Here is an 18,623-nt window from a genome sequence, read left to right on the forward strand (position 1 = left end):
AAAATTATTGCATTGTCAATGTTATATTATAATACAAACTCCAATTGACAATCGCATGGTTCTTTTTCTACATGCTCCTTATTATATTCTTCTGCCTCTCTACATCCCATAGCTTTATAAAATGCCTGTGACTCTACAGAAGAATGGGCTGAGATATATAATTTTTTCGCACCATGTTTTTTTGCCCAGTCCGCACAAAGATGAAATAAAAGTCTTCCTATCCCCTTCCCTCTTTGATCTGCGGATGCATGAATACAGGACAAATCCATGTATTCTTTCTTACATCCTAGATAATCATGTTCAACCGAAGCAAACCCTTTTAGGCAATCATCAATAAATACTCCAAATACAACGCCACCCGTCGAAACAGTATTTCTAAGGCAAGATACAAGCGTTTTATACTCTTCTTCTCCCCATTGTTCCAAAAATGCAATCTCTTTTATAACCCATTCGCCTTCTATTTTTCTCCAGCACTTTGTTACTTGTTGATAACGTTCAAAATTTTCAAATAACTTTAGCTCAATTTCCTCTTCTCTAAGTTCTTTCCACACCATATAGCAACCTCCAACCTTGTGCACATACTTAAGTCTTCTATAGTTAAGGTATCTAATTTAAAATCATTTCTTTCATCAAACTCTTATTTCTCAAAACTTTTATCCCTCTCATAATTCCTTCTTACTTATACAATTTATATTCATATCTATAATATTTCCCATCAATTTCTACTGCAATTAAATCCTCATTATTTAAGACTTTATAAATGTTTGTACCCTTTTCTAAATAACTTGCATCGAAATTCCGAAATTTATAACTAGAATTACTCACTTTTTCAGATACAACAAATTTTACTTTACCAAGCTTCTCTCCAACCTCCGATGAATCAATTTCTTCTCTCGGAAATGTATTATTATAATACTTCTTATCGTTTATCTTAATACAATCAACCCAATCAATTCTACTTGGTATCAACGAAAAACGATCAAATCTTAATGGCTTCCATAAGATAACAATGCTAATAACTAAAATTAAGAATACTAACATAATAATGTCTTTACATTTTAAAGAACCTTTTTTCTTTTTTAACATCTAGCGATACCTCCTATCTTAAAGCCCCATCTTCTTGGTAAGATTCAAAATTTACACGATACAATTCAATCAATAACCAAGACTAAAAACAGTACTAACTCCCATATATTTCTTATTTAGTATACCATAAGTTTACAGGAATACAAAGAATTATATGACCTCCACTCGTACTCGGGAAGAGATTTGATACTCCTTGTATTATTTTCTTTGAATAAAACATATACCTATCCCAAATTTCATTGAAAAATAAATATAAATCATTTATAATGTTAGGTAGTTTGTGACAAAATGTCACTAGATTGCACAGAAAAGTTTAGGATGGACAACCTAATTTTATTCATGACAAGAAAATGTTCTCAAAATACACTTTTCTTGATACAAACTTTAAATCGTGTGAATCAATACAAATCACTGAAATAGGAGGAAAGATTATGTCAGAAAATGTATATGACGTACTCTTAGAGCGCGGATTTATTGAGCAAGCGACTCACGAAGCAGAAATAAAAGAGTTACTTGGAAAGGAAAAAGTAACTTTTTATATTGGTTTTGATGCTACAGCAGACAGTTTAACAGCAGGTCATTTCTTAACAGTTATGGCAATGATGCATATGCAACGTGCTGGTCACAGACCAATCGCATTACTTGGTGGCGGTACCACTATGATTGGTGACCCTACCGGAAAATCAGATATGCGTAGTATGATGACACGTGAAACCATCGATCACAATGCGCAGTGCTTTCAAGAGCAGTTATCTAAGTTCATTGATTTTAATAACGACAACGCGATTATTGCAAATAACGCTGATTGGTTACTAAATCTAAACTACGTAGAGTTCTTACGTGAAATCGGAGTTCATTTCTCCGTAAACAAAATGCTTACTGCGGAATGTTATAAGCAAAGAATGGAAAAAGGATTAACCTTCTTCGAATTCAACTACATGTTAATGCAATCCTATGACTTCTGGGTGCTTTATAAAAAATACGGCTGTAATTTACAGTTAGGTGGCAATGATCAGTGGTCTAATATTCTTGGTGGTGTAGACTTAATCCGTCGTAAAGAACAAGCACCAGCTTTTGGTTTAACCTTTAAGCTCTTAACTACCAGTGAAGGACTTAAAATGGGAAAAACAATGAAAGGTGCCGTATGGCTAAATCCTGAGAAGACTTCACCTTATGAGTTCTATCAATACTGGAGAAACATTGAAGATGTAAAAGTAGAGGAATGTCTTGGTTTACTAACCTTCCTACCTATGGATGAGGTGCGCCGCCTAGGTGCATTAGAAGGTGCTGAAATTAATCATGCCAAAGAGGTACTTGCTTATGAAATCACTAAGATTGTTCATGGTGAGGAAGAAGCAAAGAAAGCACAGGAAGCTGCTAAGAGTCTGTTTGCAGGCGGTGTTACCAGCGAGCATATGCCAACTACTACCTATCCAGCCACTGCATTTGAAGAAGGCATTGACTTAATTACTATGATGATAGATGCGAAACTCGCTACTTCCCGTTCTGATGCCAGAAGAAATATTGAACAAGGCGGAGTTTCTGTAAATGATGTTAAAGTAACTGATTTTGCACGTAAGTTCACATCGAATGATTTTAACTCCGATGGAGCATTACTTGTAAAGAAAGGTAAAAAAGCTTATCACTTATTCCGTGCGGAATAAAAACTAAAATTGGAGGGGTCTTAAATGCCTTGGTGTCCGGAATGTAAAACAGAATACCGCGAAGGAATTACAGTATGTAGTGATTGCGGTAAAGAACTTGTTGAAAACTTAGAAGAAGTATCCGACTACGTAGTCCTTTGTCCCATCGATAAGGAAGAGGTTGCTAAAAAACTAGTACAGTATTTATCTTACTCTAATTTTGAAAGCTATTATGAATATTCCAATGAGGAGGATTGCTATCCGGTTTATGTTCATGAAAATGAGTTAAAGAAGGCAAAGAAGGCTTTTAATGCTTTCTATACGGTAGAATTAGAATCATTGGAAAAGGATGCAAATAAGAAAACTTTGGACACTGAAGTACCTCTTACTAATCTTTCACAAGAGGTAGAGGAGGACACAGATAATCTTTTAAGCTTCGAGGAAGATTCACCTACGTCTTCCCTTCTACAATCACAACAAGAGGAAGAAGAAAAAGAAAAGATTACCTCTATGATGTATGACGGGGGAGCTTATGAGAAAAAATCAGAGAAGAGTAAGGAGCTTCGTTCCACTGCGATTACATTCTTTGCCTTTGGTATTGGTGGCATCATTCTTGTTATTCTAAATGTAACTGGTATCATAAGTATCATCAATGGAACACTTGCTTATATTGTTATGACTTGTTTATTCCTGGGCTTTATAGCCATCGGAGCCAACTCCGTAACAAGAGCAAAAAAGACCGCGAAAGAAGCAATTGAGGAAGAGGAAAAGACAACTAAAATCAATCGCTACCTAGAAGATAATATAACAGAGCACGTAATTCTCTCTATGAAGGATAAGAATCTTAGTGAGGAAGCAAACTTTATTAAGACAATGGAAGGCATTAAATCCATGGTTATAAGTGAGTTTGGTACCATAGATGCTGCATTTCTTGATTACCTTGTAGAAGAATTTTATAATAATCATTTTGATGAATAACGATTCTTCCTTTAAAAAAGGAGCAATGTTCCATAGCATTCTAAGCTATGGTGCATTGCTTCTTTCTTGTCATAACAGTATTTAAGTCATTCTCCCTAAACCTAGAGAATTATCATTCTTTACTTGTGAGTATCTTATCTATCAAGTCCGTATATGGTCCACATATTTCCTTATAAATTGGCATCACAGCTTCCCTAAATCGTTTGATCTCATCCTCACTTAATTCTGTTATGGTACAACCTGAACTTTCTACAATTCTCTTCGATGTTTTTTCTTGATTTTTCCATAACATCCGTTCATACTCAGCTGATTCTTTGGCACAGGACTTAATAATATCTTGGTCTTGTTCGGATAATTTATTCCACGTTGATAAGGATGCAACCTGAAGTTCAGGAATTCTATTGTGCCCATCTAACGTTATATAATTTGCCACTTTATAATGTTTCATAGATTCATAGGAAGGTAAATTATTCTCAGCACCATCAATTTTTCCAGTTTCCAAAGCAGAATAAACTTCCGAATACGCCATTGGGACTGGTACTGCTCCCAAGCCTTTTAATAAAGCATCCATAAGTTGCGACTCGGCAATTCGGATGCGTAAACCTGCCATATCCTCCAAACGGGTGATCTTTTTATCGGTAGTATAAATATGTCTGGCACCAGCATCGTACCAGGATAATGCTTCCATCTTATAATCTTCCAGACTATCCATAAATTCCTGACCAATGTCACCATCAAGTATTCTCCACATGTCATCCGAGCTGTCATATAGATAAGGAAGTTGTAATACATTGAACATTGGAACTGTTTCACTTAGAGTCATGATAGAAACTCTTGCAAAATCAATTCCACCATATTGAATTTGCTTGATAACAGAAACTTCATCCCCCAATTCTCCTCCAGGATGAACTTTGATCTTAATTCTTCCATTGGTTTTTGCATATACCAATTCAGCGAATTTATATGCCCCTTGCGTCGTTGGATAGTTTTCTACCTGATTTTCTGCATATGTAAACACATATTCTGGAGTGATAGTTGACGCACCTTCTTTTTTCTGGCATAGAAACCATGTAACTCCTAAGACAATTACAATTCCCCCTAAGGCTACAAGGACTTTCTTCCTTTTCATTAAGCAACACACCCATACCTTTCTTAGGAACAAAAAGCAACCTCCGTTTAATCACCAAAACGCCTTCCAGTATTCCAGAGGGCGTTTTGGTTCATAATTCAATTATATGAAGTATCTGGATAACTTTTACATCCATTCTATTCGAGTCAGAAAACCTATGGCTTATCTATTGTGATAAAATTCTCATCAAGGATTAATTACAGATAATACTGCCTCAGAATCCACATTATCTTTGTCAACAATGATTACACCAGTATCCACTTTCTTTTCTTCGACAGCTTTTCCATTGGATAAATCGAGTGCTGCTTTCACACCGTCATATCCCATGAAATACTGACGCTGTACTACAGAAACTGTATTATATTCTCCACTACGAATCATAGTTTCAATCTCTGCAGAGAAATCAAAACCAACCATGGATATATCAGTTCTCTTTGCTTCTGTGATACCGGTAACAAATCCTACGGTAGAACCATTGTTAGGGCCAAAAACTGCCTTTAACTTTGGATAAGTTGTAATGAAATCCTGACAGAAACCTACCGCCTTACTGATATCGCCTTCGTTTACTTTAATATCATCATTTAATACAGACCAGCTTGCTGGAGCATTTGCACTCCAAAACTCGTTAAAACCTTTTACTCGGTCATTGATTGTCTGAGAACCAGAAGCACCAACTTGAACAGCAACCTGAGCTTCTTCTGTTTCAGAGACACCAGCTTTTCTCATTTGTGCAATTAAAGCTTCTGCTGCAGCTTTTCCTGCTTCTACATTATTTGTTAAAAATGCTGCGCTATAGTTATCGCTACTAATTACGGTATCAACTAATACTACTGGTATACCTGAATTATAAGCCTCTGTGATTGGTGCGTCAAGAGAAACGCTATCAAGTGGTGCTATAACGATACCATCTGCTTGAGCTGAAACTGCATTCTGTAATAAGGTTAACTGTCCTTCGATATCTGACTCAAGAGCAGTACCTACTACTACAACGTTACATCCAAGATCCTTGCCGGCTTGCTCTGCGCCTGCCTGTAAAACACTCCAATACTGATTTCCAAGAACTTTAACAATGACATAAATAGTTTTTCCGCTGTTGTCTACCTCGTTTGTTTCCGAGCCTGCCTCTGGTGCTTTTGTTGCAGTTGCTACGTCCTTGTTTCCAGTAGGTTCTGAGGACTTGCCACACCCAGTTAAACTTGCAACCATCAATGCCATTGCCATGAATAATGCTGTTGCCTTTTTCATTGAATAATACCTCCCTTTTTCCCTTCGGTTTATTTTTTCATACCGAAAAATCGTTTTATATTGTCCAGATGACCACTCTTGTTAGCCGTCTGGGATGCTACCGCAATAAGAAGAATAAAACCTACAATCACCTGTTGCCAGAAGGAATTGACACCGTTTAAATTCAACCCATTACGGATAACGCCCATCATAAGTGCACCAATAATTGTATTTAAAATAGTACCTTCTCCACCAGAAATGGCAATACCACCGAGTACGGATGCTGCAATAGCCTCCATCTCATAACCATTACCTGCGGTTGGCTGTGCACTAGAAAGTCTGGAAGCAACTAAGATACCACAAATAGCTGCTGATAAACCAGAGATACAATAAGCAAACATACGTGTTTTTACTGCATTGATACCGGATAATTTTGCTGCCTCAAGGTTAGAGCCACATGCATAAATCTGACGACCAATACGACTTTTTGCTAAAACAATACCAAGGATTACTGCATAAGTTAATGTAATAATTACACTGTATGGAAGACCATTTCCACCAATACGTCCACCACCTAGTATGTAAAACTGATCTCTTACTGCCTCGGATGGAATATCTCTTGCATATAATGGAGCACCATTTACTATAACGTTTGCCATTCCTCGGTAAACCCATTGGGTTGCTAAAGTAGCGACAAAAGGTACCACTCCTAAAATTTCAATAAAAAACCCATTCATAACACCGGTTAACAGCCCCATACCCAAACATAGGACAATACATAACCAAAGTGGAAGTCCTGCAGTTAATAAACTTACCATAATAATTCCAGATAACGCCATGGAAGCACCCGCAGATAAATCGTTTCCACCACATACCAAGCAGAAGGTAAGTCCACATCCAATGATGGTATAGGTTACTATTTGCTGTAGCAGATTCTGTAGATTTCCTACTGCCAAAAATTTATTTGGATTTAATATGGAGAAAACTATAAACAGCATGATTAATATACCTAAGGAGTATATTGCACGCTTTGTAGCAGCACCTAATCTGCTAAATGATGCATATCCTTTTGCTGTGCTTTCTTTTTGTTTTGCGATCATCATCTTTTCTTCATCCTTTCTATCAGTTAGCGGCCGATAAGGTTGGTGCCGGCTTGCCTTCCAGTTTGTTATATCCAGCTGCAAGATATAGAATCTGTTCTTGAGTTGCTGTCTTAGCATCTAGTTCACCATTGATTTCTCCCTGATGTATTACCAATATCCTATCACTCATACCAAGAATCTCTGGTAGTTCTGAAGATATCATAATAATAGCTACCCCTTGATCGCTTAGTTTATTAAATAACTCATATACCTCATATTTTGCACCTACATCAATACCTCTGGTCGGTTCATCTACAATCAATACCTTGACATCATTACAAAGCCACTTCGCTAACACCACTTTTTGCTGATTACCACCGGATAGATTACGGCATAGCTGATGAATCCCCGGGGTTTTGGTACGTAATAACTCAACATATTTCTGTGCATTTTTTTCTCCTGCACGATCATTAATGAACCCAAGATTACTTATCTGCTGCAAGTGTGCCATATTGGTATTGTATTTGATATCGAGCCCAAGAGCTAAACCATCTCTTTTTCTATCCTCGGTAGCATAACCTATCCCATTCTTAATCGCCTGAATAACCGAACGTATTTTTACTTCTTTTCCATCCAGCCACAGTTCCATACTATCTGGACGATCTGCTCCAAAGATACAACGCATCAATTCGGTACGTCCTGCACCTACCAGTCCGGATATCCCAAGAATCTCACCCTTTCTAACAAAGAAGTGATCTGCATTCACTTTTGTACCTCGACGAACGTTTTTCGCCTCTAATACAACGTCTCCAATTGTTCTTTTATGTTTTGGATACTTATCCTCCAGGGAACGACCAACAATCATATTAACTAATTCATCCATGGTAATTTCATTCAGATTTCTAGTTCCTATGTACTGACCATCACGGATAATAGTTACTCTCTCACAGATTCTATTCAGCTCTGCCATACGATGGGATATGTAGACCATTCCAACCCCTTTTGCCTTAAGTCTCTGAATAATCTCGAATAATTGATCGATTTCTCTTTCCGTAAGAGTTGCTGTTGGCTCATCCAGTACCAAAATTTTAGAATTAAAACTGATTGCTTTTGCGATTTCTACCATCTGTTGTTTAGCAACACTTAAATTTCCCACACAGTCATACGTAGAAATATCAATTCCAAGATCATCTAAAATTTTCTTTGCTTCTTGGTGCATCTTTTTATCGTCAATGAACAGTCCCTTTTTATGTGTTCGTCCGATGAAGATATTATCTGCAACGCTTAGATGACCGCACATGTTTAGTTCCTGCATAATAATGCTCACCCCAAGTTCATGGGCTTTGCTGACGGAATCTATGACCACCTTTTCTCCCTCTATGAATATTTCTCCTTCGTCTGCCCGATATACACCGGACAAAATCTTCATCAGTGTGGATTTACCAGCGCCATTTTCACCAACAAGTCCTAACACTTCACCTTTGTATACGTTCATTGATACCTTTTCCAATGCCTTTACTCCAGGGAAGCTTTTACTGATGCCCTCCATGCGAAATAGTTCCTCTGCCATATTCCGTCCTCCTTTCCTTTTGTTGTTCTTTTTCTCTTTTACTAATTTTCTCGGTGATCTTTTGTACAATATTATTATAGTTGTGCAATTTTGTGATTCATAGCGCATAATTTTATCATACTTAGTACATAATTACTTTTCTTCGGGAAATTGCACAAAAAAAATACCACTTCACATTATAGAAATGGTATTTTTGTATTTTATAACTGTTTTAAAAATCGCATTCGATACTCGGTAGGACTTTCTCCTGTGATTCCCCTGAAGACTCTTGCAAAATAATTGGAGTCAGGGTAGCCAACACGTTTCCCGATTTCTTTTACATTAACGTCTGGCTGGTGCAATAATTTTTTTGCTTCCTCTACACGGAATTCTTTCAGATAAGCGGTAAAGTTTTGTCCAAACTGTTGCTTGAACATCTTACAAAAATACGGCTCGGAGTAATTGATTGCTCGCGCTGCATCCTGCATGGTTATTTCTTTTCTATAGTTGTTTCTTATGTAATCCTCTACCATGGAGACTAAAACACTGAGTCTAGTTAGATTTCCTTCTTCTGGCTCTGCATAGGAGCCATCACTCTCATTCTCTATTGTCTGACTGGCCTCCATGAAATAATTTTCTTCTAGTTCTCTCTGCGTATCATTCTCTTTTTCATTCTCACCTTGTTTATGAAATAAATGAAGTGCCTCTTCTACTACTCCTATCAGTTCTCTATCAGAGTATGGTTTTAAGAGATACTCCATGGCACGAACCGCAATTGCTCTTTTAGCATATTCAAATTTGTCATATGCAGTTAAGAAAATGATACAAAATCCCTTCTTTTCCTTTCTCATAATTTCAGCAACTTCAATTCCTTTGATTCCTGGCATCTCAATATCAAGTATTACAACGTGTATCTCTGTACTATGAAAGATTTGTAATGCTTCTCTCCCATTCTCAGCCTCTAATACCTCACAGCTTTCACCAAATTTCTTTTGTAGTGTTTTTTTGAGCACTGTTCGCTCAATGAGTTCATCTTCCGCAATTAATATTCGGTACATAGACTTAACTACTTCCTCCTCCCAAAGCTAACTTTGACTGTGGTGCCGCTGCCCGGCAAACTGTCAACAGTTACCTCTCCCTGTTCATAATAAGCTGAAATTCTTCGATAAATATTACCGAGTCCAATTCCAACTCCTCTTCCTCTCTCTTTCATTGATTCCCTTATCTGTTGTAATTTATCCTCCTCCATTCCAGCTCCGGTGTCCTCTACCAATATCGTTATGATTTCACCATCGCTAGTAATCTTAACAGCAACTTTACCTCCATCCTCCTTCGAAGATAAACCATGAATGATTGAATTTTCCACCAACGGCTGAATTAAAAATATTGGCACTTCTATTTCGCTAGCCGTGACTTCACATTGAATATCCCATGTGATGCGCTCTCCAAATCTCATTTTCTGAATATACATATAGTCTCGTAACACCTTAATCTCCTGGTCTAACGGAGTAAATGGCTCCGTAGTCCTAAGACTGTATCGTAACAGATTACTTAACGCAATTAGCATCTCCTCTGATACTGGTGCTTCTTCCATCTGAGCCATACGAGTAATCATATTTAGCGTATTAAATAGAAAATGTGGTTTTAACTGACTTTTAATAAGTTGGAGCTGAGCGAAGGAAAAACGTTGTTCCAAATTGGCTTTTTCCAGTTCTTGCTGGTATAGTTTTTCCTCAACACTTCGTTTTTCTTCCAGTGTACGCACATAATCTTTGGTGGCATGTTTCATTTTATTAAAAGAATAGACCAGTTCCCCTATCTCATCTTGACAGCTCCAAGCTACATCCGGCATGGTAAAATCATTCTTCTCAATTCCCCTCGATACCTTAACTAGTTGAGATAAAGTTTGCAGAATCGCTTTTGTCATAAGTCGAAACAATAAAAACAATCCGACTACTGCCATAAGAGAGATCACACTTAAAACATATGGCATCCATTTCAATAACGGTATCTGTTCCTCATAATAATTTGCACTGCTGTCTATAACTTCACCAGTGAAACGTTTGGTATACATCTCTAGGTATTCCTGCATCTGATAGGTCTTATATAGCTCCGTAATATAATCCGGATCGTCAAAACCCATGATGATAAACTTATTTCTCTGTTTTTCATATACTTCATAAGAATTCCGTATGTTCCATAAAATCGCGTATCGTTCTTCTCCTATCTGTTCATAGTCATAGTTCATAGTTTCCAAACGATTTTTCATATTCCTACAAGCCATTTGATATAAGGATTCATTCTCTTCCGTACGATTTTGAACGAGGACTGAAAAAGCATCTACTTCTTCTCCCATGGCTTCCTGTAATTTATAACTTGAAAGATTATCATCCATTAATTGCTTGACATTATCCACAAAGACATACATTACTTTGACATTGAGTATTATCGTAATTACCATCATCAATCCTATAACACTGATTATGGTGTACATCTTCTTTTTCATGGATAGCTTGTACCAGTGTTTCATGAACCGCTTTATCATTGTCTACTTTCCCCATTCTAGTTTTCAATCCCTACGGTAAATTTGTTTCTACTAATACCCTATCTAATTTAACTATGTAATCCTATCGTTTCATCGTCCTAAGTGTATCATACGATATTTTATTTTTCAACATATGTGAAATTACATCAAAAAAACTCTACTTTTCTAATAATTTCTATTTTCATTACAAAAATTATAATAAATCAATAACAACTCATACAACACAACCCGTAAACGTCATACGGAACGTATCTCGTCTACGGGTTGTGTTATTGCATATGTCTAAAATATTCGCAATATTTTTTTCACTTATCATGAATTAGGAAAAGATTTCTTCCAGCTCTTCTTTCGTTAGTGTATTGATAAATACTTCTTTTGACTGGATAATAGCATCTGACAATTCCTTTTTCTTTTTCTGTAGCTTAAAGATTTTCTCCTCAATGGTATTCTTAGTAAGCAGCTTAATAACATGTACATTATTCTTCTGTCCGATTCGATATACACGATCAGTTGCCTGCTCTTCCACCGCTGGATTCCACCATGGATCATAATGAATTACGGTATCTGCGCCAACTAAGTTTAGACCAGTACCACCAGCTTTCAAAGAGATTAAGAAGATAGACCCTTCTCCTGCATTAAACCGCTTTACATAGTCATTACGCTCTGAAATTGAGGTACTACCCTCCAGGTAAAAATATGGAATCGAAAGCTTCTTTAATTCCTCCTCCATAATCTTTAACATCGAGGTAAACTGCGAGAATATAAGAATACGATGATCATTTGCCAATGCTTCCTCAATAACTTCTAACAGCAATTCAAGTTTACCGCTTCCACCATCATATTGTTCTAAAAAGGTGGATGGATGACAACAAATTTGACGCAGTCTTGTAAGGGCCGCTAAAATCTTCATCTGACTTTTTTCAATGCCTTTTGTGGCAATCTCACTATAGATATCATTTCTAATTTCTGCTAGATAAGAGACATATACTTTCTTCTGCTCTTCTGTCATCTCAGTTACTATCTTCTCTTCTAATTTATCTGGTAAATCATTTAGTACATCTTTCTTCATACGTCGCAGAACAAAAGGACGAATTCTACGATTTAAATTCTCTAATGCTTCAGTATCTTCTTTTAAAATCTGTTTTTCATATTGATTTACAAACTTTGAATGTGTCATAAGATAACCAGGCATGATAAAATCGAAGATTGACCACAACTCGGATAAGCTATTTTCAATCGGTGTACCAGTTAGTGCAAATCGATGAGAGGAATCTAATAATTTCACAGATTGTGCATTTATGGAAGCAGCGTTTTTAATAAACTGTGCTTCATCTATAATCACTGTATGAAAAGTAATCGCCTGATAATGCTTGATATCTCTTCGTATCAGTGGATATGAGGTTACCAATACATCATAGTCTTTTATTTGTTCGATTCTTTCTTGTCGTTCTGCTGGGGTTCCAGAAACAACTCCCGCTCTTAGGTGAGGAGCAAAGGATTCAAATTCATCCAACCAGTTATAAACCAAAGAAGTAGGGCAGACAATAAGGAATTTTTTATTTCCATTTTTATCTTCTTCCAGAATAGAAGCAATATAAACAATGGATTGTAATGTCTTTCCAAGTCCCATGTCATCTGCTAAGATACCACCAAGGTTATTATCAGACAACGAACGTAACCACTGATAACCTACAGTCTGATAAGGTCTTAGAGTTGCATCAATCTGTTTTGGTACAATATACTCTCGTTTGGCTGGACTTAAAATGGTATCAATAAGTTTCGTAAAGTCCTCATTCTTTTCTACATACAGATTACTGCCATTAAGGGCATCTTCCAAATAAAAGGCTTTATTCTTTGATAACTTAATGGGTTGATTCGTAATGATTTTTGCAGACACATTCAAATCATCTAAGATATTTGACATTTTTGCAATTTGCTCATCCTCAAGATTTATAAAACTACCATCTTTTAAGCGGTAATATTTTTTCTTAAGTTGAAAGGATCGAAAGAGTGCTTTTAACTCCTCTTGTGGGATATCATCCGATTCTAAGTCCATCTCCAGCAAATCGATATCATTGCTAATTCTTAGACCAACCTTGAAGCTGCTACTATTTTTAATTCCTAACTTTTTAAATGAATCTGAATAATAAAGCGAAGCTACCGCTTGTAAGTCATGGATACGACCAGTTAAGAATTCATAGATACTATTATCGTTCTTTAGATGATAGAATGTACTATGCGATTCAAAATCAAGTTGTTCCAGAAGACGCATCACCTCATACTCTTCTTCTTTATTACGAACAATGATAAATTCCTCACTTCTTGGGCTTTCAAAACAGTTAAATTCATAATCCCCATAACGGAACTTAAGTTCCGCCTTAATTCCACCATGATATCGGTCAAGATAAACACATGCCTGCATCGGTAGCGTAAGGTACCTACTTTTTAGACTCTCCGGTATCTCAATATCCATCGTTTCGTGTAATTTCGGTAATACTTCCTCTAAGAAGCGCTGTTTATTGTCTCCTAGAAAAACCAAAGGCTTTTTTTCGCGACCCAAAGTATTATAAAATGGTACATAATTTTTAATAAAACGCTTGTTGGGAGTAAAAATAGACCCATTATAAAAGATTAACTCTCCACCCTCGGATAACGGGATGACGGGCTCTTTCTCTTTATAGTCAAGTAGTATACTGTCTTCATAGACATCTAATTCGTATGCGATATTAGGATTAGCATTGATATGCTTAACGTCCTCATAGATTTTTTGATTTAGCTCTAATCGAAAAGAGCTTGTACCAAGTAATGTAAGTAACTTTAAAAGCATATTTTTTGTTAGAATCATCTGATGCTTTGAGAAAAGTTTTGCATAGGAACTTTTGTCAACTAGCTCCTGTATTTCTAAGATTTCAATTAAAAACTCCATCACTTTTTTGGAAGTTCTATCAAACTCACTTTCTCCAGCAATAAATTTAAAATCTTTACCTAAAATGATGTTTTGATTGGTATAATAGTCGTTTAAAAATTTCTTTATCGATTGAACCTTATACATATGATTGTTTCCAGCATGCAACATAAGTAGTGCATTTTGAGAATCTTGGCGTAACATCGTTGGTAAGGTTATGGTTGGAACTATTCTAAAGATTTCACCCTCAGCATGAGTGTCATCTTGATTGGCAAAATAATCAAGAACTTGAAAAGCACGTTTTTCTTCCGGTGTTCTTGGTTCTTCCATTGTTGACTTTTCCTGATACTTTAATAAAAACAACAGCCCTGCTACCACATGCTTGCAGGCTCCTTTTTCTTTCAAATGAGATGGGCAATTACAGGTATAATCAAATGCTCCATCTTCCTTCTCTGTGATGCTAACTTGATAGGTGTAACTACCTTTTACAAGGAATTTATATTGGTTTGTGGATTTTGAGAAAGTCGCATTTGTCACTCGGTTGCTTTTATAATACTGCAGGCCACGGGAATAAACGAGATCACTTGTTGCTAAGTTACGTATCCCTGATCTAGATAATCGCAGCATATTTTCCTTCCTCCTAAGCAATTTGGTATCTTACTATTATACCATGTTTTTAATAGAATTGTACCTCTTTTTGTGAAATAATGTTGAAAGTAGTGTTAGTTTTTTCTTTTTTGTTGATTTTCTTGGAATAATACTTTCAAATTTCTTACAGTCAGTCTATATCAAATTAAAAATAAAATACCGAGACATCCTATCATATCTAAGTTATCATACCCAGTTTAAATAAGAAAATTACAAATAAAGAAAGTAACCCATAGAATCTTAGCTAACATTTGGCTTTCAAAGATTCCATTAAGTTACTCACTCTTTCACAGAAATCTATTTTTTTATCTAATCATTTTTTCTTTCGATTTACTCTTTCCGCTATCGATTCATTCACCTTTTTAAGCACTAAGTTCTTCTGCTCTGGTTAAGGCAGCATCTAAGCTTTCACAGATATTTTCCTCTCCTACCACATCGACAAAACCAGCCTTATGCATAGCTTTTAATGGTTGTTCTAAAACGTGAGAAAATACCATAGTCACATTATTTCTTATGAAATGCTGATGCACTTTTTTTAACGAGTTTAATGCCGTAATATCGATGGCTGGAACGCTACGCATCCGGACAATAACCACTTTGATATCCTCCGTTACTTGACTAGTTAATTGGATTAATTTATCCGCTGCTCCAAAAAACATGGGACCAGAAACTTCAAATACCAAAGTATGCTCTGGAACTTCTTTTAAATTTAAAGCATCTGGATCATTATCTTCATCCAGGTTATCGATGTCTCTTAGGTATGTCCAACCTTTCACTTCAGTAACATCAGACATTCGTTTCATAAACAATATACAAGACATTACCATTCCTACTTCAATTGCTAACACCAAATCAAAAGCAAAGGTTAGCACACAAGAAGCGATTAAAACAGCGATGTCACTTCTTGGTGCCTTACGGTAGCTAAGAAATGCTTTCACATTAAACATATTGTAAGAAACTACAATTAATATAGCAGCTAGGACGCACAGAGGTACAAATTGTATGAGTGGCATACAAACCATTAAAAAGAAAAACAGGGTTATTCCATGGAAAATTGCTGCAACAGGTGTTCTACCACCATTCCTTGCATTTGCAATAGATCGTGCCACACCTCCTGTTGCAGGAATACATCCAAGCAGACCTAATATACCATTTGCAACTCCCTCTGCAACTAATTCCATGTTGGCACGGTGCTTGCTATTAATTATGCCATCTGTAACAACAGCGGACAAAAGTGCCTGCATGGCTACTAAGATTGCTATTGTAAATGCAGGTGAAACTAATGCAAAAAGTTCATCCAAAGATACTCTAGTTAAACTTGGTATCGATAAGGTCCTCGGTATCATACCAAGTGTCTTCACATCCAACTTAGCGACATAAGCAATTGATGTTCCAAGAATCAATGCAATTAGAGAATTGGGTATTGTCTTGTTTACCTTAGGCCAAACAACTAAAATAACGATACATAATAAACCTAGTAAAACAGCACTTACATTAATTGTAGCAAAACTATTAAAATAGGTTGCCCACTTAGCAAAGAAATTGGTAGGCATCTTATCTACAGTAATTCCAAGAAAATCTTTGATTTCTAATGTGAATATTGTTATCGCAATTCCTCCGGTAAAACCTATCGTAATTGGAGCTGGAATGAAACGGATCAACTTCCCAAGTTTAAAAATTCCCATCAATATCAACATCACTCCAGCCATTATGGTGGCTATCATTAAACCATTCATTCCATATCCAGTAATAATGCTTTGTGTAATTATAATAAATGCTCCGGTCGGACCAGTTATTTGTACTCTGCTCCCACCAAGAAGTGCAACAATGATACTAGATATTATTGCAGAATAAATTCCTTTCTCAGCAGAAACACCACTACCGATTGCAAATGCGATGGATAATGGTAGTGCTATAATAGCAACAATAATACCTGCCATCATATCTTTCATGAATTGTTGTTTCGAATAGTTTTTCATAACTGAAAAAATCTTCGGTTTCATTTTCTCCATTCTTCTTTCATCCTTTACTATCTTCCGTATTTGTGTTGTACACAACTTATTAAGTTTAGACCTATTATCCTAAGTTTTCAAGTAGTTATTAGTAAATTGCTTATATTTTTAAGTTCTAACTATAAGCTTTTTATCTTATCAACTATAACTTTATTACTTACTACATAACATTTAATATCTAGAAGTAAATTCTCTAGTATACTTTTCACACTTGCAACCTTAACACCAACTATACCATTACATATCATGTATCATCCCAGAGTAAAGAAATAGAAAAAAATTAACTGGTAGCACAACATCCATGCTTAATTTCAGTAATCTTATCTAGCACACCCAATAAAAAAATTTAAAAACCAACATCCTAAATCATTCTTAGGATAGTTGGTTTTCACATCTTATCTTTCCATATAAATTTTATTTTAATCACTTTATATATTAACAAGGAAATTAATAATTACTATGTATACTCTATATTTTTTACCAGAACTGAAAGATTTCCCTTAACAGATATGGTAAATCTATCTTCTCCGTTGCTTCCACTGTTGTAATTGGCACTTTCCGAAACAAATTTTGATTAATATAGTAACAAATATCACCGACTTTCACACCTTCTACCGTCGGAGCTGTAATATAATCCCGTAAATTCACTTTGACTGTAACCTCTTCACCTTCTCGAAGTAACAACTTTTCTGTTAAAAAGTCCGTGGAAGATTGTAGGTTTACAGATGTTATCTTACCATTTCGCACTGAAATTTTATCAGGTATCGTTAACTGTTTAGAATCTGGTGTTAATCTTTCATAGAGCGAGTAGACCTCAAAACTATTTAGCCCATATTCCATTAATTTCGTGGTGTCAGCCCATTTGTAGCTCTTATGAGGTGGCCATCCTGAGCCTAATACAGTACTTACTAATGTTTTCCCATCGATATCCACAGCTCCTACAAAGCAATAACCAGCTTTTCCAGTAAATCCTGTTTTAATCCCGATTGCTCCCTTCATCATATATAAAAAACGATTGCGATTATTCACAGAAAACGAGCGTTTATGATTCACTTCATTAAACTGATAAGTAGAAGTACCTACGATTTCACAAAATTCAGGATTCTTAATTGCATAACTAGCAATGAGGGATAAATCTCTTGCTGTAGTATAATGTCCGTCAGCATCTAAGCCATTTGGCGTTTTGAAGGAAGTATGATTGGCTCCTATTTCTTTTGCTTTCTCTGTCATCATGTTACAAAAACTTTCTACGCTTCCTCCCACATGTTCTGCTATCGCTACCGCTGTATCATTATGGCTTTCTAGCATTAAAGAATACAAAAGGTCACGAAGCACATATTGCTCCCCAGTATTGATATTTAATTGGACATCTGGTTGTTTTGCAGCATTGCTAGATACCGTCACTACATCATCCAGATTGGCATATTCAAGAACTACAAGTAATGTCATAATTTTCGTAGTACTTGCCATAGACATCTCTTTATAAGCATCCTTCCCATACAAAACACGCCCGTTCGAAGCATCCATAAGGCATGCGGAAAGGGCGTTAAGTTGTAAGTTAATGCTATTATCATCGATTGCTGGTGGAATATCCTCAGCCTCTGGTAAGGTTAGCTCTTCCTCAGTAACATTCCCTATCATCTGACACCATGGCAAATCCTTAGATTCTATCATTTTCTCTTTTATCAAGTTGAAACTACTGCACACTAAGGCAGTACAAATAAAAAATATTTGAACTGATTTATTCTTTCTTAATTTCTCGTAGTAACTATTCATAGTCAACCTTTATGTACGCTCTTACTTTAAGTTTATTTGCGAACAA

13 protein-coding genes are annotated in these 18,623 nt (G+C 36.1%); 2 read left to right on the plus strand and 11 right to left on the minus strand.

The window, feature by feature from the left end; all coding sequences use genetic code 11:
• Positions 1-26: 26 nt before the first annotated feature.
• Complete coding sequence (locus CC92_RS0103725) at positions 27-554, minus strand: GNAT family N-acetyltransferase (protein WP_029504391.1); 528 nt, start codon at positions 552-554, stop codon at positions 27-29.
• 121 nt (positions 555-675) lie between these two features.
• Positions 676-1,086, minus strand: a complete 411-nt coding sequence (locus CC92_RS0103730) for a hypothetical protein (RefSeq protein ID WP_029504390.1) — start codon at positions 1,084-1,086, stop codon at positions 676-678.
• Between the two features lie 431 nt (positions 1,087-1,517).
• Here CC92_RS0103730 and tyrS point away from each other — a divergent pair, with 431 nt between their 5' ends.
• Complete coding sequence (tyrS, locus tag CC92_RS0103735) at positions 1,518-2,750, plus strand: tyrosine--tRNA ligase (protein WP_029504389.1); 1,233 nt, start codon at positions 1,518-1,520, stop codon at positions 2,748-2,750.
• A gap of 24 nt (positions 2,751-2,774) precedes the next feature.
• Entirely contained in the window at positions 2,775-3,707 is a 933-nt protein-coding gene (locus CC92_RS0103740) for a hypothetical protein (protein WP_029504388.1), read from the plus strand.
• A gap of 112 nt (positions 3,708-3,819) precedes the next feature.
• On the opposite strand, the gene CC92_RS0103745 is transcribed toward CC92_RS0103740, so the two are convergent.
• The 9 genes from CC92_RS0103745 to CC92_RS0103790 all read right to left on the minus strand — a co-directional run bounded on the left by CC92_RS0103745 (position 3,820) and on the right by CC92_RS0103790 (position 18,490).
• Entirely contained in the window at positions 3,820-4,836 is a 1,017-nt protein-coding gene (locus CC92_RS0103745) for a TRAP transporter substrate-binding protein (protein WP_029504387.1), read from the minus strand.
• A gap of 186 nt (positions 4,837-5,022) precedes the next feature.
• Positions 5,023-6,081 carry an ABC transporter substrate-binding protein gene (locus CC92_RS0103750; RefSeq protein ID WP_029504385.1) on the minus strand — a complete coding sequence of 353 codons (1,059 nt, stop codon included), beginning with the start codon at positions 6,079-6,081 and terminating at the stop codon, positions 5,023-5,025.
• A gap of 29 nt (positions 6,082-6,110) precedes the next feature.
• The gene (locus tag CC92_RS0103755) at positions 6,111-7,163 is read right to left on the minus strand and encodes an ABC transporter permease (protein ID WP_029504384.1); all 1,053 of its coding nucleotides are present in this window, start codon (positions 7,161-7,163) and stop codon (positions 6,111-6,113) included.
• 19 nt (positions 7,164-7,182) lie between these two features.
• On the minus strand, positions 7,183-8,712 hold the full coding sequence (locus tag CC92_RS0103760; RefSeq protein ID WP_029504383.1) for a sugar ABC transporter ATP-binding protein: 1,530 nt from the start codon (positions 8,710-8,712) through the stop codon (positions 7,183-7,185).
• A 200-nt stretch (positions 8,713-8,912) separates the two neighbouring features.
• On the minus strand, positions 8,913-9,749 hold the full coding sequence (locus tag CC92_RS0103765) for a response regulator transcription factor (protein ID WP_029504382.1): 837 nt from the start codon (positions 9,747-9,749) through the stop codon (positions 8,913-8,915).
• Positions 9,750-9,757: 8 nt separating this feature from the next.
• Complete coding sequence (locus tag CC92_RS0103770) at positions 9,758-11,236, minus strand: sensor histidine kinase (RefSeq protein ID WP_029504381.1); 1,479 nt, start codon at positions 11,234-11,236, stop codon at positions 9,758-9,760.
• Between the two features lie 319 nt (positions 11,237-11,555).
• Positions 11,556-14,768: a DEAD/DEAH box helicase gene (locus tag CC92_RS0103775; RefSeq protein WP_029504380.1), complete on the minus strand. Its 3,213-nt coding sequence runs from the start codon at positions 14,766-14,768 to the stop codon at positions 11,556-11,558.
• Between the two features lie 383 nt (positions 14,769-15,151).
• Positions 15,152-16,801 (minus strand): SulP family inorganic anion transporter, encoded by a 1,650-nt coding sequence (locus CC92_RS0103780; protein WP_029504379.1) that lies wholly within the window; start codon positions 16,799-16,801, stop codon positions 15,152-15,154.
• Positions 16,802-17,278: 477 nt separating this feature from the next.
• Positions 17,279-18,490: a D-alanyl-D-alanine carboxypeptidase family protein gene (locus tag CC92_RS0103790; protein ID WP_162175523.1), complete on the minus strand. Its 1,212-nt coding sequence runs from the start codon at positions 18,488-18,490 to the stop codon at positions 17,279-17,281.
• Between the last annotated feature and the right edge of the window lie 133 nt (positions 18,491-18,623).

Source organism: Lachnoclostridium phytofermentans (assembly GCF_000733755.1).
Lineage (GTDB): Bacteria > Bacillota > Clostridia > Lachnospirales > Lachnospiraceae > Lachnoclostridium > Lachnoclostridium phytofermentans_A.